Origin of the sequence: Rhizobium sp. 10PS4 (assembly GCF_032464805.1) — a bacterium.
GTDB classification, from domain to species: Bacteria; Pseudomonadota; Alphaproteobacteria; order Rhizobiales; family Rhizobiaceae; genus Rhizobium; species Rhizobium laguerreae.
This window is the reverse complement of sequence record NZ_JAWDIW010000001.1, coordinates 305,940-328,427: the sequence shown is the minus strand read 5'-3', so window position 1 is coordinate 328,427 and position 22,488 is coordinate 305,940. Positions and strand designations below refer to the sequence as shown.

Annotated in this window: 19 protein-coding genes; 6 read left to right on the top strand and 13 right to left on the bottom strand. The window is 60.8% G+C overall.

What is annotated here, in order from left to right:
• Positions 1-217: 217 nt before the first annotated feature.
• The 8 genes from gfa to RWJ89_RS01480 all read right to left on the bottom strand — a co-directional run bounded on the left by gfa (position 218) and on the right by RWJ89_RS01480 (position 8,108).
• On the bottom strand, positions 218-790 hold the full coding sequence (gene gfa, locus RWJ89_RS01515; protein WP_132612109.1) for an S-(hydroxymethyl)glutathione synthase: 573 nt from the start codon (positions 788-790) through the stop codon (positions 218-220).
• Between the two features lie 54 nt (positions 791-844).
• A complete protein-coding gene (fghA, locus tag RWJ89_RS01510; protein ID WP_168281134.1) occupies positions 845-1,681 on the bottom strand; it encodes an S-formylglutathione hydrolase in 837 nt (278 codons plus the stop codon).
• Positions 1,682-1,684: 3 nt separating this feature from the next.
• Positions 1,685-2,812, bottom strand: coding sequence for an S-(hydroxymethyl)glutathione dehydrogenase/class III alcohol dehydrogenase (locus tag RWJ89_RS01505; protein ID WP_168281136.1), 1,128 nt, complete (start codon positions 2,810-2,812; stop codon positions 1,685-1,687).
• A gap of 148 nt (positions 2,813-2,960) precedes the next feature.
• Positions 2,961-3,656, bottom strand: coding sequence for a dimethylsulfonioproprionate lyase family protein (locus tag RWJ89_RS01500; protein WP_168281138.1), 696 nt, complete (start codon positions 3,654-3,656; stop codon positions 2,961-2,963).
• 15 nt (positions 3,657-3,671) lie between these two features.
• The gene (locus RWJ89_RS01495; protein ID WP_222060837.1) at positions 3,672-4,613 is read right to left on the bottom strand and encodes an electron transfer flavoprotein subunit alpha/FixB family protein; all 942 of its coding nucleotides are present in this window, start codon (positions 4,611-4,613) and stop codon (positions 3,672-3,674) included.
• Between the two features lie 25 nt (positions 4,614-4,638).
• Entirely contained in the window at positions 4,639-5,388 is a 750-nt protein-coding gene (locus tag RWJ89_RS01490; RefSeq protein WP_222060838.1) for an electron transfer flavoprotein subunit beta/FixA family protein, read from the bottom strand.
• Positions 5,389-5,420: 32 nt separating this feature from the next.
• A complete protein-coding gene (locus tag RWJ89_RS01485) occupies positions 5,421-6,023 on the bottom strand; it encodes a dimethylsulfoniopropionate lyase (RefSeq protein WP_131662606.1) in 603 nt (200 codons plus the stop codon).
• 48 nt (positions 6,024-6,071) lie between these two features.
• A complete protein-coding gene (locus tag RWJ89_RS01480; protein WP_316030452.1) occupies positions 6,072-8,108 on the bottom strand; it encodes an NADH:flavin oxidoreductase in 2,037 nt (678 codons plus the stop codon).
• 147 nt (positions 8,109-8,255) lie between these two features.
• On the opposite strand from RWJ89_RS01480, the gene RWJ89_RS01475 reads away from it, so the two are divergent.
• The 6 genes from RWJ89_RS01475 (at position 8,256) to RWJ89_RS01450 (ending at position 14,993) form a co-directional block, all read left to right on the top strand.
• Positions 8,256-8,885 carry a TetR/AcrR family transcriptional regulator gene (locus tag RWJ89_RS01475; RefSeq protein WP_011649280.1) on the top strand — a complete coding sequence of 210 codons (630 nt, stop codon included), beginning with the start codon at positions 8,256-8,258 and terminating at the stop codon, positions 8,883-8,885.
• Between the two features lie 11 nt (positions 8,886-8,896).
• Positions 8,897-9,691, top strand: coding sequence for a pyrroline-5-carboxylate reductase family protein (locus RWJ89_RS01470; RefSeq protein ID WP_168281145.1), 795 nt, complete (start codon positions 8,897-8,899; stop codon positions 9,689-9,691).
• 67 nt (positions 9,692-9,758) lie between these two features.
• Entirely contained in the window at positions 9,759-10,760 is a 1,002-nt protein-coding gene (locus RWJ89_RS01465) for an ABC transporter substrate-binding protein (RefSeq protein ID WP_020047352.1), read from the top strand.
• Between the two features lie 208 nt (positions 10,761-10,968).
• On the top strand, positions 10,969-11,856 hold the full coding sequence (locus RWJ89_RS01460) for an ABC transporter permease (RefSeq protein ID WP_025397051.1): 888 nt from the start codon (positions 10,969-10,971) through the stop codon (positions 11,854-11,856).
• On the top strand, positions 11,849-12,928 hold the full coding sequence (locus RWJ89_RS01455; RefSeq protein ID WP_316030451.1) for a quaternary amine ABC transporter ATP-binding protein: 1,080 nt from the start codon (positions 11,849-11,851) through the stop codon (positions 12,926-12,928). Before RWJ89_RS01460 ends, RWJ89_RS01455 begins: the two co-directional genes overlap by 8 nt.
• 1,063 nt (positions 12,929-13,991) lie before the next feature.
• Positions 13,992-14,993 carry an AraC family transcriptional regulator gene (locus tag RWJ89_RS01450; RefSeq protein ID WP_316030450.1) on the top strand — a complete coding sequence of 334 codons (1,002 nt, stop codon included), beginning with the start codon at positions 13,992-13,994 and terminating at the stop codon, positions 14,991-14,993.
• A 28-nt stretch (positions 14,994-15,021) separates the two neighbouring features.
• Here the strand turns inward: RWJ89_RS01450 and RWJ89_RS01445 are convergent, their stop codons facing one another.
• From RWJ89_RS01445 to RWJ89_RS01425, 5 genes are all read right to left on the bottom strand, one after another.
• Entirely contained in the window at positions 15,022-15,306 is a 285-nt protein-coding gene (locus RWJ89_RS01445; RefSeq protein ID WP_221947248.1) for a hypothetical protein, read from the bottom strand.
• Positions 15,303-17,597 carry an FdhF/YdeP family oxidoreductase gene (locus tag RWJ89_RS01440; RefSeq protein WP_221947247.1) on the bottom strand — a complete coding sequence of 765 codons (2,295 nt, stop codon included), beginning with the start codon at positions 17,595-17,597 and terminating at the stop codon, positions 15,303-15,305. Before RWJ89_RS01440 ends, RWJ89_RS01445 begins: the two co-directional genes overlap by 4 nt.
• Positions 17,598-17,679: 82 nt before the next feature.
• Positions 17,680-19,608, bottom strand: a complete 1,929-nt coding sequence (locus RWJ89_RS01435; protein ID WP_221947246.1) for a diguanylate cyclase — start codon at positions 19,606-19,608, stop codon at positions 17,680-17,682.
• Between the two features lie 291 nt (positions 19,609-19,899).
• A complete protein-coding gene (locus RWJ89_RS01430) occupies positions 19,900-21,339 on the bottom strand; it encodes a coniferyl aldehyde dehydrogenase (RefSeq protein WP_316030449.1) in 1,440 nt (479 codons plus the stop codon).
• Positions 21,340-21,360: 21 nt separating this feature from the next.
• Complete coding sequence (locus RWJ89_RS01425; RefSeq protein ID WP_020047368.1) at positions 21,361-22,467, bottom strand: NAD(P)-dependent alcohol dehydrogenase; 1,107 nt, start codon at positions 22,465-22,467, stop codon at positions 21,361-21,363.
• Positions 22,468-22,488: the final 21 nt, after the last annotated feature.

The following is a 22,488-nucleotide window of genomic DNA, read 5'->3' as shown; positions in this document are numbered from 1 at the left end:
ATGCGCTCGCGGATCATGATCGTCAATGAGAATGGTTTGTGCTCGACGACTCGCGCCCAGCCCCGAGTTTGGAAGAATGCCGCTATAAGTTCCCCAGCTTCGACCGGGCTAGCCTGAGCCGCCGGCAGGCCGGCGCGCGGCAATCACGGAATATCTCGATATCCGGAGAGCGGCGGTTTTTCTGGGGAGCGCCGCGTCGGCGCTCCCCAGGGTCAAATCACGCGGCCAGGACGCCGCTCTTCTTGGCCATCCAGGTTGCGATGTAGTCCATAAGGCCGGGGTTTAGGCAATCGTAAGGCTCGAGGCCGGACGTCCTCAACTGCGCCCTGACGGCGTCCATCTTCGCGGGGTCGAAGCCGCTTTCGATGATCGACGACACGAAGGCCGCAAAGCCCGGCTTCGCCCAGCCGCTTTCCTGAAAGCGTTCCGGATGGACGAACGACAATCCCTGGAACGGATGTTCGCGCACGACCGGCCCATACATATGAACGCCGCATTCCTTGCAGGCGTGGCGCTGGATCAAGGCTGTGGAATCGACGACGGCGAGCTTGTCGCCATTCTCCTGAACTTCGACGCTTTCGGTCGGCGCAACGGCCACGACCGAAAAGACTGCGCCCTCGGGCTTCCAGCACTTCGTGCAGCCACAGGCGTGATTGTGGGCGATATCGCTTTTGATCCTGACCTTCACCGGGTTGCTTGCGCATTTGCAGACGAGCGTCCCGCCTGCGAAAGCAGCGTCAGTCGCCCGAAAGCCTGAATCCACTGCCGGATGTATGGCTATGCTGGTCATGGGTTTCTCCTCCCCTTCTGGGCCGTTTGCGATATGCCCGGCCAAGCTCTGCAATCAGTCTCCCAACCTTCGCGCGTGCCAGCGCAGATGGTCTTCCATGAAAGTCGAAATGAAGAGGTAGGAGTGGCCGTAGCCTTCCTGCATGCGAAGCCGCAGGCTGATGCCGGCCGTCTCGCAGGCTTGCCTGAGCTCTTCGGGGCGCAATCCGTCCTCCAGGAAACTATCCGCCGTCCCCTGGTCGACGAGGAATTCCGGGAACCGGTGCCCGTCTTCGATCAGCGAGCAGGCATCATATGCTCGCCAGCGCGCTTCATCGGCGCCGAGGTATTTCCGGAATGCCGGCTTTGACCAGCCGGAGACCGAGGGATGGCTGATCGGCGCGAAGGCCGAGCAGCTGCCGAAGCGTCCGGGGTTCTTGAGCGCAATGGTGATCGCGCCATGTCCGCCCATCGAGTGACCGAAGATTCCCTGTCGGTCCATGTCGACCGGAAACTCGGCCGCGATAAGCTTCGGCAATTCATCGACGATGTAGCTGTACATCCGATAATTCTGCGCGAACGGCGGCTCAGTGGCGTCGACGTAAAAGCCGGCTCCCTTGCCGAACTGCCAATTATCAGGTTCATCCGGGACGGCCTCGCCCCGCGGACTGGTGTCGGGGCAGACGATGATCATGCCGAGTTCTGCGGCAAGACGCCGGTACTCGCCCTTTTCCATGACATTGGCATGGGTGCAGGTCAGACCGGAAAGGTACCAAAGAACCGGCAGCTTCCGTGCTTTGGCCTGCGGCGGCAGGAATACCGCAAAGGTCATGTCGCAGTCGCAGGCGTCCGAGCGATCGACGTAAACGCCCTGGGTGCCGCCATGAGAATTTTCTGTCGAGATCGTCTTCATGGCTCAGTACACGACCACGCCGCGGATGCTCTCGCCCTTGTGCATCAGCTCGAAGCCCTTGTTGATGTCTTCGAGCGGCATTGAGTGGGTGATCATCGGGTCGATCTGGATCTTGCCCTGCATGTACCAGTCAACAATCTTCGGCACGTCGGTGCGGCCGCGCGCGCCGCCAAAGGCCGTGCCCATCCAGTTGCGGCCGGTAACCAGCTGGAACGGACGGGTGGAGATTTCCTGGCCAGCGCCGGCAACGCCGATGATAATGGACTTGCCCCAGCCGCGATGGGAAGATTCCAGCGCCTGTCGCATCACCTTGGTGTTGCCGGTGCAGTCGAACGTGTAGTCGGCACCGCCGATCAGGTCGCCGTGGCGCTTGGTCAAGTTGACGAGATAGGGCACGATGTCGTCGCCGACCTCCTTCGGATTGACGAAGTGGGTCATGCCGAATTTTTCGCCCCATGCCTTGCGGTCAGAGTTGATATCGACACCGATGATCATGTCGGCGCCGGCAAGACGCAGGCCCTGAAGCACGTTGAGGCCGATGCCGCCGAGACCGAAGACGATGGCGGTCGCGCCCATCTCCACCTTGGCGGTATTGATGACGGCGCCGATGCCTGTCGTGACACCGCAGCCGATGTAGCAGATCTTGTCGAACGGCGCGTCGGGATTGACCTTGGCAAGGGCGATCTCCGGTAGCACGGTGAAGTTCGAAAAGGTCGAGCAGCCCATATAGTGATGGATCTTGTCCTTACCGATCGAGAAGCGGCTGGTTCCGTCCGGCATCACGCCCTGGCCCTGGGTCGCGCGGATCGAGGTGCAGAGATTGGTCTTGCGCGAGGTGCAGGAATAGCATTCGCGGCATTCCGGGGTGTAGAGCGGAATGACGTGGTCGCCCTTCTTCACCGAAGTGACGCCGGGGCCGACATCGACGACGATGCCGGCGCCCTCATGGCCGAGGATCGCCGGAAAGAGGCCTTCCGGATCGGCGCCCGACAAAGTGAAATCGTCGGTGTGGCAGATGCCCGTCGCCTTGACCTCGACCAGCACTTCGCCGGCCCGCGGGCCCTCCAGCTGCACGGTCATCACTTCGAGCGGTTTTCCTGCCTGAACGGCAACGGCGGCGCGAACGTCCATTTTGATATCCTTCCTCTTAAATTGAATTCTGATGCTGCATATTCGAAGGGGCCGGCTTCTCGCCGATCTGCTACGTCACAGCCGAGATTTCATGCTCTCGCCTTCGCGCTTTTCATTCATCTCAGGCTCATTGTTGCCAAGGATCCCATCACCTCTCCCGCTCAACCTGGCACCAGACCGCAAGCAGCGGCCGGGCAGTGCATCTTATCGCGAAGGATTGCCCGGCGTCGTTCGCAAAGACCGTGCCGACACCGGCGGAGAACCACTCGGAATCGCCAAGGCGGATTTCGCCCGGCGAAAGCAGAATGAAGGCGCGGGGCTGCGTCTGAACATGATCGGGGAATCTTGTATAGCGATCCATATAAATCACGCCGACCCTGAGATCGGCGCGTTCCTCCATGCCGCCGGGACCGACCAAGACCGCATGGGAATGCGTATTGCCAAAATTCAAGCTTGCGAACGGACCGGAGCGGCCGCGTCTCCAGAGCAGCTTATCGGCGAGACTCTGGAACTGGCCGGCGATCGCCTCGTATTTCCGTCCCGATTTTGCAAGATGGCCGATGGCTCCATCCAGCCCGTCGGGCGCGCCGGGAAGAGGCCCGCCCTCCGGACGCACCTTGCCGGTCTTGAGCAGCCTCTGTAGGACTTTGCCCGCGACGAAACTGGCGACGGCTGGAGCCTCCGCCGACAGCATCAGGCCGCCGACATCATTGAGGAATTCCTGCAGCGGCCGAGAGCGCCTCTCCCTCCCGATGTCGTGCAGCCGTATGTATGCCGGCTTCTCGTCATCGTTGAGGAGAAGGTCGGCACCAAGTTTGATTGGACGTCCCACGACGCGCACCACGTTCGGTCTCCCCCGCTAGAGCGCCTTTTCCAATTCCGGCAAGACATCGAAGAGATCGGCGACGAGGCCATAGTCGGCGACCTGGAAGATCGGCGCCTCCTCGTCCTTGTTGATGGCAACGATGACCTTCGAATCCTTCATGCCGGCCAGATGCTGGATGGCGCCTGAAATGCCGCAGGCAATGTAAAGCTGCGGCGCCACCACCTTGCCGGTCTGGCCGACCTGCCAGTCGTTCGGCGCATAACCGGCGTCGACGGCGGCTCTGGAAGCGCCAACGGCGGCCCCGAGCTTATCGGCAAGCGGCAGGATGACCTCCCTGAATTTTTCCGCCGAGCCGAGTGCCCGGCCGCCAGAGATGATGATCTTGGCAGAGGTCAGCTCCGGCCGGTCGGAGGCCGACAGCGCATCGCCGACGAAGGTCGAAAGCCCCGGATCGGAAACCGCCGGGATCGCCTCGACGGTGGCTGAGCCGCCTTCCGGTGCAGAGGCGAAGGATGCGGTGCGCACGGTGATGACCTTCTTGGCATCGCTCGCCTGTACCGTCTGAATGGCGTTGCCGGCATAGATCGGCCGCTTGAAGGTGTTTGAGGAAATTACCTCGATGATCTCGGAGACTTGAGCGACATCGAGCAGGGCAGCGACGCGCGGCAGCACGTTCTTGCCGACCGAGGTGGCGGCAGACAGGATCGTGTCGTAGCTGCCGGCCAGCGAGACGATCAGGTCGGCGAGCGGTTCGGCCAGATTGTTGGCGAGGTCGTCGCTTTCGGCCAGCAGCACCTTGGAGACGCCGGCAAGTTTTGCCGCCTGTTCGGCAGCGGGCTTGGCAGCCTTGCCGGCAACGAGCACATGAATATCGCTTGCCTGTTCCTTGGCGATCTTTGCGGCTGCCGTCAGCGCCTTGGCGGTCTGGTCGGACAGGCTGGCATTGTCGTGGTCAGCCAGAAGAAGAATGGTCATGATGATGGCTCCTGTTCCAAGCTGATTACAGCACGCCGGCTTCGTTTTTGAGCTTGTCGATCAGTTCGGCGACCGACTTGACCTTGACGCCGGCCTTGCGGCCCGACGGCTCCTCGGTCTTCAACACCTTGAGGCGTGGCGTCGTGTCGACACCGAAGTCGCTTGGCGTCTTCTTGTCGAGCGGCTTCTTCTTCGCCTTCATGATATTAGGCAGCGAGGCATAACGCGGTTCGTTCAAGCGCAGATCTGATGTGACGACCGCCGGCAGCTTGATCTCGATCGTCTGCAGGCCGCCATCGACTTCGCGGGTGACGGTCGCTTTGCCATCACCGATCTCGATCTTCGAGGCGAAGGTTGCCTGGGCAATTCCCATCAATGCCGCCAGCATCTGGCCGGTCTGGTTGCTATCGTCATCAATCGCCTGCTTGCCAACGATGATCAGCCCCGGCTGTTCGGCGTCTGCGACAGCCTTCAAGATCTTGGCGACGGTCAGCGGCTCGATCTGATCGTCGGTCTCGACCAGGATCGCCCGATCGGCGCCCATCGCGAGTGCGGTCCTCAGCGTCTCCTCGGCCTTGGCCGGACCGATCGAGACGACCACCACCTCCTCGCACCTGCCGGCTTCCTTCAGCCGCAGCGCCTCTTCCACCGAGATCTCGTCGAACGGGTTCATCGACATCTTCACATTGGTTAGCTCGACACCCGTGCCATCCGGCTTTACCCGGATCTTCACGTTGTAATCGACAACCCGTTTGACTGGGACGAGTATCTTCATGGGCAACCCCCCTTTATTTCTACTGCTGGCCGTCAGTTCGGCCGTTCGGCAAGTAATGCCCAGAAGGCGAAGAGCGGCGTGTCGAGCGACCTCATGGCATGCTTGATGTCGGGGACATTGTAGAAGGATCCGCCGATACCAGGCGAAAACCAGTCCCCTTCCCCCTGCTGGAACTCTCCCTCGGACATTACGAGGTAGACCTCCTCTGGCGCATGAACGTGGTCGGGATAGCGCACCTGAGGCGCCATCAACGTCACGCCGATCCACAGGTCGCTCCGCTCCTCCAATCCTCCCGGGCCGATGATCATCGCATTGGCATGCCCATCGACAAAATTGTCGCTGGCCGTGTGGTCATACTTGCTGCGCCGACGCCATTCAAGCATTGGCTCGATGCCTTTGAACCCGTCGATCAATCGCGTCAGCGAAGGATAGGACGTATCGATCGAGAGCGCTACATCAAGCTGAGCGCACACGGGCAATCGGCTTCCCTCTCCCGCACGCGCGGCTCCCCGGCGCTCCAGCGCTGCAAAAATCTGACGGATTGAGCGGCGGGCTTCCGGGGCCTTGGCGAACTGGTCGAAAGCTACGAAAGCCGCATCAACGAAAATCTGCAGGCTTTCATTGCGTAAACTCATGTCATCACCTCCCGAGACGATCGGCCGGCAAGCGGTCCGCTCTTGCGATCAGATATCTTTCGCGATCCGCAGCCCGTCGTAGACGGCGGCATGCGTGTTGCGTGCGGCGACCGCATCGCCGATCCGGAACAGCTGGAACTTGCCGTCGGGATTGCGGATGACGGACTGGGGTTCTCCGGAAAGAAGCTGGTCATGCGACATCTCGCCGAGATTGCTCGAGCTGGGTTTCAGTTCGAAATAGAGCTCATCGAGCGGAATGGTCCCATGATTGACGACGATCTGGTCGAAGCTCTGCTGCCGGGCAATCCCGCCGTAATCGCTGCCGACATGGGCGACGAGCTGGTTGCCGCTCTTCTCGACGGCTTCGAGACGATAGGTGACGGTGAAGGTTACGTCATGCTTTTGCAGAGACCGCATATAGGGCACCAGGTTCATGGCCATGACCTCGGGCGCAAAGGACCGGTCCGGCGTCATGATCTCGACCTTGGCGCCTGCCTTGGCGAGAAATTCGGCCGCCTGAAGGCCGGCATGGTCGCCGGCATCGTCGAAGATCAGCACGTTGGTTCCAGGCTTCACGTCGCCGGAGATAATGTCCCATGACGAGACCACCAGCTCGTTGCCGCTGGCGAGAACCTCGGTATGCGGCAAGCCGCCGGTCGCGATGATGACGACATCGGGGTTCTCGGCTCCGATGGTGTCCGCTTCCGCCCAGGTGTTGAAGTGGAAGGTGACATCGTATTTCTCGCACTGGCTCATGCGCCAGTCGATGATGCTGATCATTTCCCTGCGGCGCTCGCTCTGGGCGGTGAGGCGGATCTGACCACCGGGATTGCTCGCCGCTTCGAAAACCACGACCTGGTGGCCGCGTTCTCCGGCGACGCGCGCCGCTTCCAGACCGGCCGGGCCGGCGCCGACGATGACGACCTTTTTCTTGGTGTCTGCCTTTGCCACGATATGCGGCATGGTCAGTTCGCGGCCGGTGGCTGCGTTATGGATACAGAAGGCGGCCCCGCCTTGATAGATGCGATCGAGACAGTAATTGGCGCCGACGCAGGGACGAATATCGTCTTCGCGCTTTTCAATGATCTTGCGGACGATATGCGGGTCGGTCATGTGGGCGCGCGTCATGCCGACCATATCGACCTTACCGGAGGCGATCGCGTGGCGCGCGGTGGCGACGTCCGGGATTTTCGCCGCATGGAAGGTCGGAAAGTTGGTTGCGGCGCGAATTTCGCCGGCGAAATCGAGATGCGGTGAATTCGCCATGCCCTGGATCGGGATTACGTCGGTCAGACCCGCATCGGTATCGATGTGACCGCGGATCACGTTCAGGTAATCGATCAGGCCGCTTTCCTTGAGGCGCTTGGAGATTTCGATGCCGTCGCCCTTACCGGTGCCGCCGGGAAGACATTCGTCTGCGGTGTAGCGCACGCCCAGAATGAAGTCGTTCCCCACCCTTTGCCGGATCGCCTTGAAGACATCGAGACAGAAGCGCAAACGGTTGTCGAGCGAGCCGCCATAGGGACCGTCGAGCTCGTTGGTGAGCGGCGAGGTGAACTGGTCGATCAGGTGGCCGTAGGCTTCCAGCTCGACGCCGTCCATGCCGCCCGCCTTCATGCGCTCGGCAGCGTCGGCGAAATCCTTGATGATGCGCTCGATGTCCCAATCTTCCATCTTCTTCGGGAAGGAGCGGTGGGAGGCCTCGCGATGATGCGACGGCGCCACGACAGGCAGCCAGTCGCCCTTGTCCCAGCGCGTGCGCCGGCCGAGATGAGTGAGCTGGATCATGATCGCCGCACCCTCTTCATGCACGGCGTCGGTCATTTCCCTGACCCAGGGTACGATCTCGTCCTTATAGGCGAGCAGGTTGTTGAAGACCGGCGGGCTGTCTCTGGAAACCGCAGCCGAGCCCGCCGTCATCGTCAAGGCCACCCCGCCCTTTGCCCGCTCCACCGTATAGGCACGGTACCTCTCCTTCGGCATGCCGTCTTCCGGATAGGCCGGTTCGTGGGAGGTCACGATGATACGGTTGCGTAGCGTCAGATGCTTGAGCTGGTAGGGTTGAAGAAGGGGATCGTTCGACATGGACCGTGGTTCCGGATTAAAAACGTCAGAGCAGACGCTAAGCACAATGTACATATGTGTCAACATTGAAAACAACTGGGTCGTTGTTTTCGACACTGATGTACATTTTTCTTGTACGCGGCTTGATAATTTGATAGGAGATAGCCCATGGATCAGGCTTTGAACGACACTGGCTGGCGCGGATCACAGGAGGGATGGCTGGAAGCAGCTTACCACTCGCTGCTGGATTCCGGCGTGGATTCGGTGAAGATTCTGCCGCTGGCGAAGAAGCTCAATCTCTCGCGCACGAGCTTTTACTGGTTCTTCAAGGATCGGGAGGAACTTCTGGCCGGGCTTGTGGCGCGGTGGCGCGATAAAAACACCGGCAACATCGTCAAGCAGTCCGAAGCTTACGCGGAATCGCTCGCCGAGGCGATGCTCAACGTCTTCGACTGCTGGCTCAACAATGATCTGTTCGACGCCAGGTTCGAATTCGCCGTGCGCAGCTGGGCGCTGCAGTCCGACGAGATTCTCGCCGAGGTCCGGCAAGCCGATCAGCTCCGGCTTGATGCGCTCAAGCGGATGTTTATCCGGTTTGGGCTACCAGAAGCGACATCAGATGTCCGAGCGCGAACAACTTACCTCGTGCAGATCGGATATATCTCCATGCAAGCCAAGGAGGAACTCGCCGTCCGCATGAAACGGATTCCCGAATATATCGCGATCTACACCGGCGAAGTGCCGCAGCAGAGGGAGCTCGATCGCTTCTTCTCCCGGCATGGCTACAGGCCGGGTTAGGGAACGCCGGGATGAGCGTGTCCTTGAGGATCGGGATCATTGGCGGCGGCGGATGGCTTGGCGGCGCAATCGCCGGCTCGATCCTTGATGCCGGCCGGATCGAACCTCGAAATCTCTCCCTCTCCTATCGCAGCGAGCAGCCGCGCCGCTTCCCGAATTCATTCCTGGCCACGGACAATCAGGCGCTTGCCGACCGTTCGGACGTGATCCTTCTCTCTGTCCGTCCTGATGACTGGCGTGCTCTTGATGTCGATGCCGGCGGCAAGCTTGTGATATCTGTCATGGCGGGCATCCGCCTGGACGCACTTTCCGAGCGCCACAAGACCAGGCGGGTCGTCCGCGCTTTGCCGAACGCCGCCGCCGAAGTGGCCAAGTCCTATACGCCGTGGATTGGCGCGAGCGATGTCAGCGAAGGCGACCGGGCGCTTGTCCGCGCGATTTTTCAGGCATGCGGATCTGAGGACGAGGTCGCAAGGGAAAGCGACATCGATTACCTCACCGGCCTTTCCGGGTCAGGACCGGCGTTCCCGGCATTGCTCGCCGCCGCCATGATGAGCGACGCCGTGGCAAATGGCCTGTCGGCGGAGATTGCGCGCCGCGCCGTCAACACGGTGATCACGGGCGCCGGCCGCCTGCTGGAGCGCCAAGACGAATCTCCTGACGATGTCGTTCAAACCTTTCTCGGCTATCGCGGAACCACGGCGGCAGCCATCGAAGGCATGCGTGCTGCTGGGTTCGACGCTTCGGTCGCGAAGGGACTATCGGCGGCATTCAAGAAATCGGTGAGTATGGGAGAGGCTTCCTGACAACCGTTGGAGCGGGTCCTGCGGCGCCCCGCTCGGCAAAACCGGCCGCTAAACAGAGGGAACGAGAATGAAAAAACTATTCGCATCGACATGTCTGACGTTCGGCCTGATCGGCGGGGCGTCTTTCGCCAGCGCCGCCGAATGCGGCACTGTCACCATCGCCAGCATGAACTGGCAGAGTGCAGAGGTTCTCTCCAACCTCGACAAGTTCATCCTGAACGAAGGTTATGGCTGTGAGGCCGAAATCACCGTCGGCGATACCGTCCCGACGATCACCTCGATGGCCGAAAAGGGCCAGCCGGACATCGCACCGGAAGCATGGATCGACCTGCTGCCGGATGTCGTCAAGAAGGGAACGGAAGAAGGCCGGATCGTCCAGGTCGGCTCTCCGCTGCCCGATGGCGGCGTGCAGGGTTGGTGGATTCCCAAATATCTGGCCGATGCCCATCCTGATATCAAGACCATCGGCGACGTGCTGAAGCATCCGGAACTCTTCCCCGCTCCTGAGGATCCCAAGAAGGGCGCGATCTACAACGGGCCGCAGGGCTGGGGCGGCACCGTGGTGACGACGCAGCTCTACAAGGCCTTCGAAGCCGACAAGGCCGGCTTCACCCTCGTCGATACCGGCTCGGCTGCCGGCCTCGATGGTTCGATTTCCAAGGCCTACGAACGCAAGGAAGGCTGGGCCGGCTATTACTGGGCGCCGACCGCGCTGCTCGGCAAGTATGAGATGGTCAAGCTGGAAGCCGGCGTGCCGAACGACGCCGCCGAATGGAAGCGCTGCAATACCGTTGCCGATTGCCCTGATCCGAAGCCGAATGCATGGCCGGTCGACAAGATCGTCACCCTGGTTGCAAAGCCTTTCTCGGAAAAGGTCGGCCCTGAAGTCATGGACTACCTGACGAAGCGCTCCTGGAGCAATGAAACGGTCAACAAGCTCATGGCCTGGATGACCGACAACCAGGCGACCGGCGAGGACGGTGCCAAGCACTTCCTCAAAGAAAACAAGGACCTCTGGACCAAGTGGGTCTCGCCTGAGGCAGCCACGAAGATCGAAGCTGCTCTCTAGAACAGGATGATTTTAGGCCTGTTCGGCTTAAAATCTGAATCCTGTTCTAAGCTAAATAGTGAGAGCATGATGTCGTCCGAAAACAGATCACACTTTTCGGCATCATGCTCTCACACCGACTACTGCGGTGCGCTCAATGCGCACCGCCTCTCGCTGCCGATAAAATCAAAAAGACTGCCGCGGCTCTTTGAAGAAAAAGGGGAACCGAATGGAATGGTTTTATAAATTCCCGCATATGGATGACGATGCCCTTCGCAATCTGAAGAAGGCGATCGATGACGGTTTTCGCGCATTTACCCGCACCTATGGCGACGCGATCGAAAGCCTCTTCTCTCCGCTGCAGCATTTCCTGATCGCCGCCGACCGCTTCATGACGCAGACGCCGTGGCCGATCATTACGGCGATCATCCTTGTCATCGCATGGTTTGCGAGCCGCAGCCTGAAGATCGTCTTCGGCTGTCTCGTCACCCTGCTGCTGATCGGCTATTTCGACATGTGGGACGATACGATGCGGACGGTCTCGATGATCTTCGTCTGTACCGTGCTCTCCATCGCCATCGGCATTCCGATGGGGATATTGATGGCGCGTTCCGACCGGCTGCAGCGCGTTATCAATCCGATCCTCGACGTCATGCAGACCATGCCGAGCTTCGTCTATCTGATCCCTGTCGTCATGCTGCTCGGCATCGGCAAGGTACCGGGACTGATCGCCGTCGTCATCTATGCCATCCCGCCGATGATAAGACTGACCGACCTCGGTATCCGGCTGGTCGACAAGGACGTGCTCGAGGCAGCCGATGCGTTCGGAACGTCGAGTTCGCAGAAGCTGTTCAAGGTCCAGCTGCCGCTGGCGCTTCCCACCATCATGGCCGGTATCAACCAGACCATCATGATGGCGCTCGCCATGGTGGTCGTCGCTTCGATGATCGGCGTCCAGGGTCTTGGCCAGCCGGTTCTGAAGGCGATCGCCAACCAGTACTTCACCCTGGGTATTTTCAACGGCCTTGCCATCGTCGGCATTGCCATCATCTTCGACCGGGTCAGCCAGGCGTATGGCAAGCGGCTCCAGAAGCATCGGGAGATCGTCCATGGCTGATCAACGTTTCGGCGGCATCAAGATCCGCCATCTCTACAAGATCTTCGGTCCCAATCCCGGCGCTCATGTCGACGCCGTCAAAAAGGGATTGTCGAAGACCGAGCTCAACGAAAAGCACGGCCACGTGCTCGGCCTGAAAGATATCAATGTCGAGATACCCTCGGGCCGCATCCAGGTCATCATGGGCCTTTCGGGTTCGGGCAAATCGACGCTCATCCGCCACATCAACCGTCTGATCGATCCAACCGCCGGTGAAGTGCTTGTCGACGGCGTCGATGTGGTGAAAATGAACGAGACCGAATTGCGGACGTTTCGCCGGCACCAGACGGCAATGGTGTTTCAGAAGTTCGCGCTTCTGCCGCACCGGAATGTTCTCGACAATACCATCTTCGGCCGCGAAGTGCAGGGCATGGAGCGCTCGAAAGCCGTCGACGTCGCCATGGGCTGGCTGGAGCGGGTAGGCCTGAAGGGCTTCGAGAGCAAATATCCCAACCAGCTATCGGGCGGCATGCAGCAGCGTGTCGGGCTGGCGCGAGCCCTCTCGAACGATGCGCCGGTTCTGCTGATGGACGAGGCCTATTCGGCGCTCGACCCTTTGATCCGTACGGATATGCAGACGGTCCTTCTCGACATTCAGAAGGAGATCAAGAAGACCATCGTCTTCATCACCCACGATCTCGACGAAGCCCTTCGGCTGGGCGACCAGATTGCGATCCTGCGCGATGGCGAAGTCATCCAGCAGGGCACCAGCCAGGACATCGTTCTGCGTCCGGCCGACGCCTACATCGCCAACTTCGTCAAGGAGGTCAATCGAGGCCGGGTCATTCAGGTCGACGCCGTCATGACACCCCTGCATTCCGGTGCGGCGCCAGGCGGATTGACGATCGCATCAGGCACGACCGTCGAAGACGCCGTCCGGATCCTGGCATCGGCGGCGCACGACGATGCCAGGGTGGTTTCACCATCCGGGGAAGCATTGGGTCTTGTCACCTTCCGCCAGCTCGCGGGCGCGATGGTGAACTCGCAGGAGGTGGCCCCCCGGCGCGACAGCGCCCTCTCGGTCGCACTTTGAAGCTGCACGTGCGTCCGTTTTGGAAACGATCCGTCGCTTGTGCCTTCAGTGAGAAATCATTGCTCAGCTCAGAAGAACCGAACGCATCGCGCGCGGCGGCATCATGCCGGCGTCCCATCGTTGGTGCCCAATGAGAAACTAAAGATCTCTATCCACTTCGCGCAGTTCATTGCGCGCAACAGGCGGCTTCGGCGACGCTGGTCCATATACATTTTGCGCAAGGTCAGTCCAGACTGCGTCACGAAAAGCCGGTTGGCCGACAATATCGGGACCCGACAATTGCTCCATAGCTAGGGAACAGTAAGATGAAACCCGACCAAGACCATGATGGTTTGCGGTCCCAAAGCCAAGCCCGTCCATCCCATCACCCCCAACAGGATGGAAGGGATCGTACATACGCACTCCATCCCGTGCGTATGCCTGCATGCCTGTCGCCTGCCGAAGGCCCTCTTTAAGCGGTCCACTAAGAACCTTCGGCAGGCGACTGCGCGGCTTCGAATGGGGCGTTCTCCATAGACTTCAGATGATGCGCATCTCGGCAAGATCGCCGCGGGTAAATCTGTGGCGTGGCGGATACAGCTGTAGAATCATTCCTTTAGCGTAATCGTTTTATCAGCGGGTTGTCACCATAACCGGCAGCCTGACGTCTTGCCTATTCCTGCGGGTTCTGTCAGCTCCTGTCGTCTGGGCGACAAATCTGCGCTGGATGGGAACGATCGATAATGCATTCAACGGATTGGTCTTTTTGACGCCTTCCACGCGCGAATTCGGCCTGCATCGGCTGCCGAACGCCGCTGATCTCGATGCCGATGCCATGCGGAAATCCACCTGCTCGGCGGCAAGCCGCTTCACTATAAATTATAATCATCTAATATACAGGCAAGCTCCGCTCATCCAGACCATCTGCTGGCTCTGATGAAGCCCTGCGGCGGAGGATGCATGAAGACTGACAAGACTGGTAGAGTGCACCAATCCGGCACCCGCGCGGATCGCCATCAGGCTGGCATCTCAGAGCGGCCAAGAAGGGCATGTCGAAACAGCCACATCGAACAATGGGAGAAGCATGACTGAAAATAGCCCTCCCCCATTCTCATTTCGATTTAGCGGTTCGTCCTTCGACAACATGGTCGAAACGCTGGGGGGCGCTTTTGGCGCATTTGAAGCAGAGCCTGTCGGCCGCGCCCAGGACTTCCATTGGGGATTGGATTTCTCGGTATGTGACAAAGCCGTCCTGCTCACGGGTTATCATGAGGCGGAGTTTCAGTTCAATATCGAGCCGACCGCCGATACGGCGGAGTATCTGTCGATCGTCGTGCCGCGCAGCGGCGGCATGGGGGTAACCTATGGATCGTCCCGCATCGCCGAGGCCGGGCAAGGAAAATTGCTTCTCTATAACAATTTCGAGCCCAACAGCGTCATCATGCATGGGCAATCGAACGTCATCGACGAGTTGCTGATCAACTGGCCCGTCATCCTGCAGACGATCGGCCAGACTTTCGAGATGCCGTTCAACGGCTCCCTCGACCTGCTGCCCGAACTGGATCTGTCCAAGCCGGAAGGCCGGTTGATCAGCAATCTCACGGAAACGATCATCCTGGGCATGCGCAACGATGGGCCCTTGCTGCAGTCGCCGATCGCCATGGCGCATATGACGCAGGCGCTGGCCGATCTGGTCGTGCGCCTGGTGCCGCACCGGCTGTCGCATTTCCTGGAGAATGGCCCCGCCCTGATCGCCCCCCGGCACGTCCGCAGGGCGATCGAATTCATGCATGCCAATATCGATCAGCCGATCACCATGCTGAAGGTGGCCGAAGCGGCCGGCGTCTCCAGCCGGGCACTCGAAACCGGTTTTCGTGCGTTCAGGGGGACCTCTCCCGCCGCCTATCTGCTGACGCTTCGGCTGCGCGCCGCGCGCCAGGATCTGCTCGATCCCGAGAGCAAGGAGACCATGAAGGCCATCTGCCTCAAATGGGGCTTCTTTCATTTCGGCCGGTTTTCCGCAGTCTATAAAACCACATACGGAGAATACCCCTCCGACACCAGGAAGCGCGTAATCCGTCGATAGCGACCGTGGCTTCCGGTGCAGGGGTGTTTTACGCCTCGTCCCGCGGCGGCAACATGTAATGCACTCTCATCGTCCTCAGATCCCGCTTCACGATCCGCAGCAGCCCTTCGCGTTCCACCAGGACGTTGAGTTCCCTGAGCACGAGAGAATGCGCGATCCCCAGCTTGCGCGCAAAGGCGCGGCTGTCACGCGCAATCCCCAGCTCCGCGGCGACAAGGAGACCGGCCTGTATGGATGTCAGCCCGACATCTTTGCCTTGCGCCGCAGCGACGAGGGCAAGAAAACGATCGGCGTCGGACGCCTCTTCGCTCACGCGGCTTTTCGCCAGCGGAAGGACACCATGATGGATTTCGAGGTGGGCGTATCGCTTTCCGTACCGGCGCTGCCAAGCGGCACGAGCACGTTCAGTTCGGGATAATAACCCGCGATGCTTCCTCGCGGAATGTCATAGGGCACAAAGCGGAAATTCTCAGCGATACGCTCGATACCGTCATCATGCTCGCCGACCACGTCGACCCGGTCACCGGCCTTGGCATTCATCGCCTCCAGGTCGGCTGGATGAATGAAGATGACCTGCCGCTCCCCGTAGACGCCGCGGTATCGGTCATCGAGACCATAAACCGTCGTATTGTATTGATCGTGTGACCGGAACGTCTGCAGGGCGAAACGCCCCTCGCCCTTTCGCGCACGCTGATGCACCGTCTCCTCCGGAAGCGCTTCGGAAGAAAATGATGCCTTGCCTGCCGGCGTATCCCACTCCCGATGGGCGGCCGTGTTGCGCAGGTGAAAACCGCGCGGCTTGCGCAGGCGCTTATTGTAGTTTTCGAAGCCCGGAATGGTCGCCTCGATATGATCGCGGATGCGGTCGTGATCGTCGGCAAGCTCTGCCCAGTCGACCACGGCGGAGCCGACCGTCGCTTGCGCAATGCCGGCAATGATGGCGACTTCCGAGAGGAGATGCGGCGAGGCCGGACGATTGATGCCGGCGGAACCATGCACCATGCTCATCGAATCCTCGACGCTCACGAGCTGGGACTTGCCCGCCGCGTTCAGATCCATCTCGGTGCGTCCGAGGCACGGCAGGATGAAGGCCGTCTCGCCGGGCATGAGATGCGAATGATTGGGTTTGGTGGCGATATGCACCGTCAGTTTCAGCCGCCGAAGCGCCTTTTCAACGAGTGCGCTGTCGGGCGTGGCGCGGGCGAAATTGCCGCCAAGCCCGATGAAGGCCTCAGCCGAGCCGTCGAGCATTGCTCCGATCGCGGCAAGGACATTGTGGCCGTGTTCGCGGGGAACGGTGAAGCGGAAATGCTTCTCCAGCGCATCGAGGAGATTGTCCGCCGGCCTTTCGTTGATGCCGACGGTGCGGTCGCCCTGCACGTTGGAATGGCCGCGAACCGGGCAAAGGCCTGCCCCCGGCCGGCCGATATTGCCGCGCAGGAACATGAAGTTGGCAATCTCGCGGATCGTCGCCACCGAATGCAGATGCTGGGTCACGCCCATCGCCCAGGTGCAGATGACCCGCTCGGCATTGATATAGACATCGGCCGCCCGTTCGATCTCCTGCCGGCTCAGTCCCGACTGGTCCTCGATGTCAGCCCAGTTCGTCGCCTCGACCGCTGCCCGGTATTCTGCAAAACCCGCGCAATGTTCGGCGAGAAATGCATGGTCGAGAACGGCGGGCAGACCGGCGGCGACCGCTGCTTCTTCCGCGGCCAGCACGGCCTTCGCCATCCCGCGCACCGCGGCCATGTCGCCGCCGAGTTGTGGCTGCAGATAAAGGCTGGCGATATCAGTCGCACCGCCACGCAGCATCTCGACCTTGTCCTGCGGGTCGGAGAAGCGCTCCAGGCCGCGTTCGCGGATGGGATTGAAGACGATGACGCGCGCCCCGCGGATCGCCGCCCGGCGCAAGTCGCCGAGCATCCTCGGATGGTTGGTGCCCGGGTTCTGTCCGATCACGAAGATCGCGTCGGCCTCTTCGAAATCCTCCAGCAGCACGGTACCCTTGCCGACACCGATCGCCTGACGCATGGCGATGCCGCTCGCCTCGTGGCACATGTTGGAGCAGTCGGGAAAATTATTGGTGCCGTAGACGCGCACGAACAGCTGGTACAGGAAGGCGGCCTCGTTGCTCGCCCGGCCCGACGTGTAGAATTCCGCCCGGTTGGGATTATCGAGGCCTGTCAGAATGCTGCCGATCTCGGCAAAGGCATCCTCCCACGCGACCGGCAGGTAACGGTCGCTCGCCGCATCGTAACGCATCGGATGCGTGAGGCGGCCGTTGAGTTCCAGTTCATAGTCCGTCAGCTGGCGAAGCTGCGATACCGTCTTTTCCGCGAAGAAGGCGGGCGTGGCCCGCTTGTCCGTTGCCTCCCAGGCGACGGCTTTGACGCCGTTCTCGCAGAACTCGAACGACGATCCGTGCTCTGGATCGCCCCAGGCGCAGCCCGGGCAATCGAATCCATCCGGCTGGTTCGCCTTCAGCACCGTCCGCGCCCCTGAAATGGGCATGCCGCTTTGCAGCAACTGCTTGCCGCAGCTCTTCAAAGCGCCCCAGCCGCCGGCTGCCGCCGATTTCTTACCGATGAATTTTGTGTCCATGCGCCCTGTATTGTCGAAGCGGGGAAAACATCAAGGGCGCACGAGCGATGGCTCGATAGGAAAAACCTATCAAGGATCCGATCTAACCGACGTCCTTCATAGTCTGCCGCTCGTCGGGCGAATGTGCCAGGATGCGATTGCGACCTTGCGTCTTGGCGTCGTAGAGCGCGGCATCGGCCTCGGTCAGGAGGCGGTTCGGGTTTATCCTCAGGGTGGCTCCCGTCGCGCAGGATATGCCGATGCTGGCCGTCACCCGTCCGAATTCGCTGCCGGAGTGAACGATATTTTCCTGACTGAGGAGACGCGCGAATTGCTCGGCAACGATCATTGCGCCTTTCGCACTGGTTGCGGGGAGCAGAACGACGAACTCCTCTCCGCCGTAGCGTGCGACGATATCTGCCGGGCGGCTTACGGACTGGCGCAGACACCTGCTGACGACACGCAGGCATTGGTCTCCGGCGGGATGACCATAGGTGTCGTTATAGGCCTTGAAGCGGTCGATATCGACCATCAGAAGGCTGAACGGCGTGTTTTTCCTGGCGCTGCCTGCGGTCTCACGTGCGAAAGCTTCGTCGAAGGCCCGGCGATTGACCATGCCGGTGAGCCCATCTGTCTCAGCGAGGTTCTTCAGCTGTTCCGCCGAAAGCCTGAGCGCGATTTCCGCCTGCTTGGTCGCTGTGATGTCTGAGACAACGGCCATTGCCGTACCGTCTTCCGCTAGCCTTGTCCGGATGCTGCGCCAGTCGCCATTGTGAAGCTGAACCTCTTCGTCCTTGTTGCTATGCAACGTAGCGGCGGTGGCCTTGATCCACTCTTCACGGTCATTTTCCGGGATACCGGTGCGCTCGCCCGTTTCGGCGACGCGGCGAAGGATGTCGCTGATATGCGCACCAACCACGCGGGCGTCCCCGGATAGCGGAAAGGCGGTGCGATACTGGTCGTTGCAAAAAACGAGAAAACCCTTGCTGTCATACATGGCGATGCCATCGGACATGCCAGCCATTGCATGCGACAGCAGGTTCTTGCTCTTGCGCAATTCCCGCTCCAGGGCAGTCCGCTCCGTCACGTCACGCGTGACGCCGGCAAGGCCGATCACCCGCCCCTGCCTATCCTTCAGCGGCACCTTGGAGGCGAGCAGGTATCTGTCTTCGATACGCTCGACGGAGTCGATCAGGGGCACCCCGGTGTCCATGACCTGCTGTTCGAGATAATAAAATTCTTCGGCGCGCGGCCGCGATATAAGATTGAAATCCGACAATCCGGTCATCTCCGCCGTGGTTCTGAAACGAAAAAGGCGGATCATATTTTCATTGACGGTGATGAACCGGCTGTTTCTGTCCTTCACATAGAGATAGTCGGGCGACTGCGAAAACGCGGTCACCAAGATGCTCCGCTCCAGCTCCCATTGCTGCGTCTTCAACAGAACGAAACCACACAGCGCCGTCGCCAGGCAATTCAATACCGTCATCGGCAGACCGATGATGGCCAATACGCGGGCGTGCACCAGGGTGGGAAGCACCGCCATCAATACGATAAGTGCGGCGCCGAGCGCGAGGCTCAGCAGCGCAACGTCCATAAGCTCGGGAGATCTCTTCCGGATCCAGACATTGGCAGCCAGGCCGATCCCGGTCGCGACGGCAATTGCGATCAGACCATCGATCATGGCCGTGCCGCCGACAGCAAAGCGGAAGGCCATTGCCAGCGACGCCGCAAAGGCCGCAGCGATCGGTCCGCCAAACATGCCCGCCAAAGCAAGCGGCGAAAAGCGCATGTCGATATAGATGCCGGGATTGACTTCGACGGCCAGCAATATGGACCCGACGGAGGCACCGCCGGCTATGAGTCCGAAGGCGATTTTTTCCTGTATGACCGAACGACTCTGAAATTGGATCGAGAAATGCGCCCAGAGCGAAATCGCCAGGCACACGAATGACAGGTTGCCACCGAATTGCGTCCAGATGCCATTCACTGCGTTGGATCCACCTTCCAATACGTCATCCGAACCAATCATAGGGCAATACTGGTTTGGGCTTCGTTAAACTAAAGACCCACCAGGGCATATTCTTTCGCAGATGCGTCGCCAGGCCGACCGGCAGCAATGCGACGACAGGGAAGCGGCGTCCGCCACAAGGACGAGGTCGGGGGCGTATGTAACAACGGCATCCTCTGTGTCAGGACGCACAGCCCAATGACGCAATATAGCGTTATCGGAATAAGTCTGCGCAATCGGGTCACTCGTTGCGAGCAGCCATCCCATGCCGTCAGCAGCCGGCTGCCGACGGCATCGTCCGCCACTTCTCTTCTATTTGCAGATCGCCGCCGCCAAGAAGCCGCGCATCGCCTCGCCATAAGGCGGCCGCATCATGTATTCCGCTTCCACCATCCTGCTCTGGTGATAGACGGCGCGCGGGTGCGAGAAGGCGAGGAAGCCGAACTTGCCGTGATAGGCGCCCATGCCCGAATGGCCGACGCCGCCGAAGGGCAGGCCTTCCGCCGTGACGTGGCTCATGCAGTCGTTGACCGTCACCCCGCCGGAGGTCGTATTGTCGAGGACGAGGGCCTCCTCCTGCTGATCCTGGCTGAAATAATAGAGTGCGAGCGGGCGCGGCCTGGCATTGATGCGATCGATGACGTCGGCAATATCGCGATAGGGAAGGACCGGCAGCACGGGTCCGAAGATTTCCTCCTGCAACACGCGCATGTCTTCCGTGGGATCGAGGATCAGGGTCGGAGGCATGCGGTGGGCCGATTGCTGGGAGAAATTCTCTGCCGCCGGGTTGATCTCGACGACACGGGCACCCTTGGCCCTGGCATCGTCGATCAAGCCCTGGATGCGGGCGAGATGGCGGGCATTGACGATCGAGGTGTAGTCAGGATTTTCCTTCAGCGCCGGATACATCGCGCCGACCGCCGCGACCGCGTGCCCGGCGAAGGCCTCGACACTTTCCTCGGGCACATAGACATGGTCCGGCGCCAGGCAGATCTGGCCGGCGTTCAGCGTCTTGACGGTCATGACGCGGCGCGCCGCGTCTGCGAGGTCGGCCGAGCGGCCGACGATGACGGGCGACTTGCCGCCGAGCTCAAGCGTCAGCGGCGTCAGGTTTTCCGCCGCCGCGCGCATGACGTGATGGGCGATTGCGGTTCCGCCGGTGAAGATCAGATGGTCGAAGGCAAGTGATGTAAAGGCCGTGCCCGTGGCCGGTCCGCCCTGAACGACGGCGATTTCCGTTTCGTCGAAAGCGCCGGCAATGAGTTTCGCCATCAAGGCGGCCGAGGCTGGCGTCATCTCCGACGGCTTGATCATGGCGCGGTTGCCGGCGGCGAGAATGCCGGCAAGCGGCGCAAGGGCGAGCTGATAAGGGAAATTCCACGGGCTCAGGATTCCGACAATCCCTTTCGGCTGATAGACCACTTCGGCCACCGCGTCCGGGAACAATGCCTCGTGCTGCTCGGGCTTCAGCCATTCGGCAAGATGGGCCTTGGCATATTTGAGCGAACCGACGCAGGTAAAGACGTCGAGAAGCAGGCTCGCCTCGACGCTGCGGCTGCCGAAATCCTCCGACAGGGCAGCGGCAATCGCATCCTTATGGTCGACGAGAAGGGCGATGACGCGGTCGATGCGATCGATGCGGGTGTCGATGCTCGGCGGCCCTTCCCTCAGGAAAGACGCCCTTTGCCGGCCAAGCAGCGCCTTCATGACATCAGGGCTGGTATCGGTGGCGATTGGGGTGACGGTGTTCATTGTTTCCTCCCTTGAACGGTGTCAGACGGCCGGCTGACGCACGACCGGTTTCAGCACGATGCCCTTCTCGGAATCCTCCACCGCCTGGTTGATGTCGGCGAAATCATAGAAGGTGATGAGCCTGTCGAAGGGGAAGCGGCCCTGCCGATGGAGATCGATGAGCAACGGGATCAGCACGTCGGGATTGGAATCGCCCTCGACGATGCCGCGGATCCGACGCCCGCCGGACAGGATATGGGTGAGGTCGAGCGTCAGCGTCGCGCCATGGGGAGAGGCCCCGACGATGCCGCAGGTGCCGCGCGGCGCCAGCACGCGCACGCACTGGTCGATGACGGCGGGCACGCCGGAGGCATCTATCGAATAATCGACGCCGGTGCCGGTCAGCGCCATGATCGCGGCAACCGCGTCGCTTGCCTTGCCGTTGACGATGTCGGTCGCGCCGAGTTCCGCCGCAAGCGCCAGCCGCGTCTCGTTGACGTCGACGGCGATGATCCGTGACGCACCGACGATCCGCGCCGCCATCACGGCAGCAAGACCGACGGAGCCCATGCCGAAAACCGCGAGCACTTTTCCCGGTTCGACCTTCAGCGCGTTCATGACCGCGCCGGCGCCGGTCTGGATGCCGCAGGCAAGCGGCCCGAGCAGCGCCAGATCCGCATCCTCAGGCACTTTCACGATATTGCGCTCATGGCACAGCGCGTGGCTGGCGAAGGAGGATTGGCCGAAAATATTACCGTGAACCCGCTCTCCCTCGCATGAGAGCCCGCTCGAACCATCGGCGCGCGCACCGAAGAAATTGCGCGGGAAGAATTCGTGGCAATAGGTCTCCTCATGATCGTTGCAGCTCGGGCAATGACCACAGGAATTGAAGGTCATGACCACGTGATCGCCGGGCTTGACCTTGGCAACGCCCGGTCCGACACGCTCGACGATGCCGGCGCCCTCATGGCCGAGCACGACCGGCTGCGGCACCGGCAGATGCTGGTCACGCATGACGATATCGGTGTGGCAAACCCCTGTCGCCACGACGCGAACCAGGATTTCACCCTCGCGCGGCTCCTCCAGATCGAGCCTTTCCAGCGAAAACGGCGTATGGGGCGCACGCGCCACCGCGGCGTGGATCTTCATTGCTTTCCTCCTCCCGATGAT

Bases quoted from the DNA above. Each gene is read 5' to 3' on its own strand.
- RWJ89_RS01485 (WP_131662606.1), bottom strand. From the start codon at position 6,023: ATGAGTTTACGCAATGAAAGCCTGCAGATTTTCGTTGATGCGGCTTTC.
- fghA (WP_168281134.1), bottom strand. From the start codon at position 1,681: ATGAAGACGATCTCGACAGAAAATTCTCATGGCGGCACCCAGGGCGTT.
- RWJ89_RS01495 (WP_222060837.1), bottom strand. From the start codon at position 4,613: ATGACCATTCTTCTTCTGGCTGACCACGACAATGCCAGCCTGTCCGAC.
- gfa (WP_132612109.1), bottom strand. From the start codon at position 790: ATGACCAGCATAGCCATACATCCGGCAGTGGATTCAGGCTTTCGGGCG.
- RWJ89_RS01490 (WP_222060838.1), bottom strand. From the start codon at position 5,388: ATGAAGATACTCGTCCCAGTCAAACGGGTTGTCGATTACAACGTGAAG.
- RWJ89_RS01465 (WP_020047352.1), top strand. From the start codon at position 9,759: ATGAAAAAACTATTCGCATCGACATGTCTGACGTTCGGCCTGATCGGC.
- RWJ89_RS01480 (WP_316030452.1), bottom strand. From the start codon at position 8,108: ATGTCGAACGATCCCCTTCTTCAACCCTACCAGCTCAAGCATCTGACG.
- RWJ89_RS01460 (WP_025397051.1), top strand. From the start codon at position 10,969: ATGGAATGGTTTTATAAATTCCCGCATATGGATGACGATGCCCTTCGC.
- RWJ89_RS01470 (WP_168281145.1), top strand. From the start codon at position 8,897: ATGAGCGTGTCCTTGAGGATCGGGATCATTGGCGGCGGCGGATGGCTT.
- RWJ89_RS01475 (WP_011649280.1), top strand. From the start codon at position 8,256: ATGGATCAGGCTTTGAACGACACTGGCTGGCGCGGATCACAGGAGGGA.
- RWJ89_RS01435 (WP_221947246.1), bottom strand. From the start codon at position 19,608: ATGATTGGTTCGGATGACGTATTGGAAGGTGGATCCAACGCAGTGAAT.
- RWJ89_RS01425 (WP_020047368.1), bottom strand. From the start codon at position 22,467: ATGAAGATCCACGCCGCGGTGGCGCGTGCGCCCCATACGCCGTTTTCG.
- RWJ89_RS01505 (WP_168281136.1), bottom strand. From the start codon at position 2,812: ATGGACGTTCGCGCCGCCGTTGCCGTTCAGGCAGGAAAACCGCTCGAA.
- RWJ89_RS01455 (WP_316030451.1), top strand. From the start codon at position 11,849: ATGGCTGATCAACGTTTCGGCGGCATCAAGATCCGCCATCTCTACAAG.
- RWJ89_RS01450 (WP_316030450.1), top strand. From the start codon at position 13,992: ATGACTGAAAATAGCCCTCCCCCATTCTCATTTCGATTTAGCGGTTCG.
- RWJ89_RS01430 (WP_316030449.1), bottom strand. From the start codon at position 21,339: ATGAACACCGTCACCCCAATCGCCACCGATACCAGCCCTGATGTCATG.
- RWJ89_RS01440 (WP_221947247.1), bottom strand. From the start codon at position 17,597: ATGGACACAAAATTCATCGGTAAGAAATCGGCGGCAGCCGGCGGCTGG.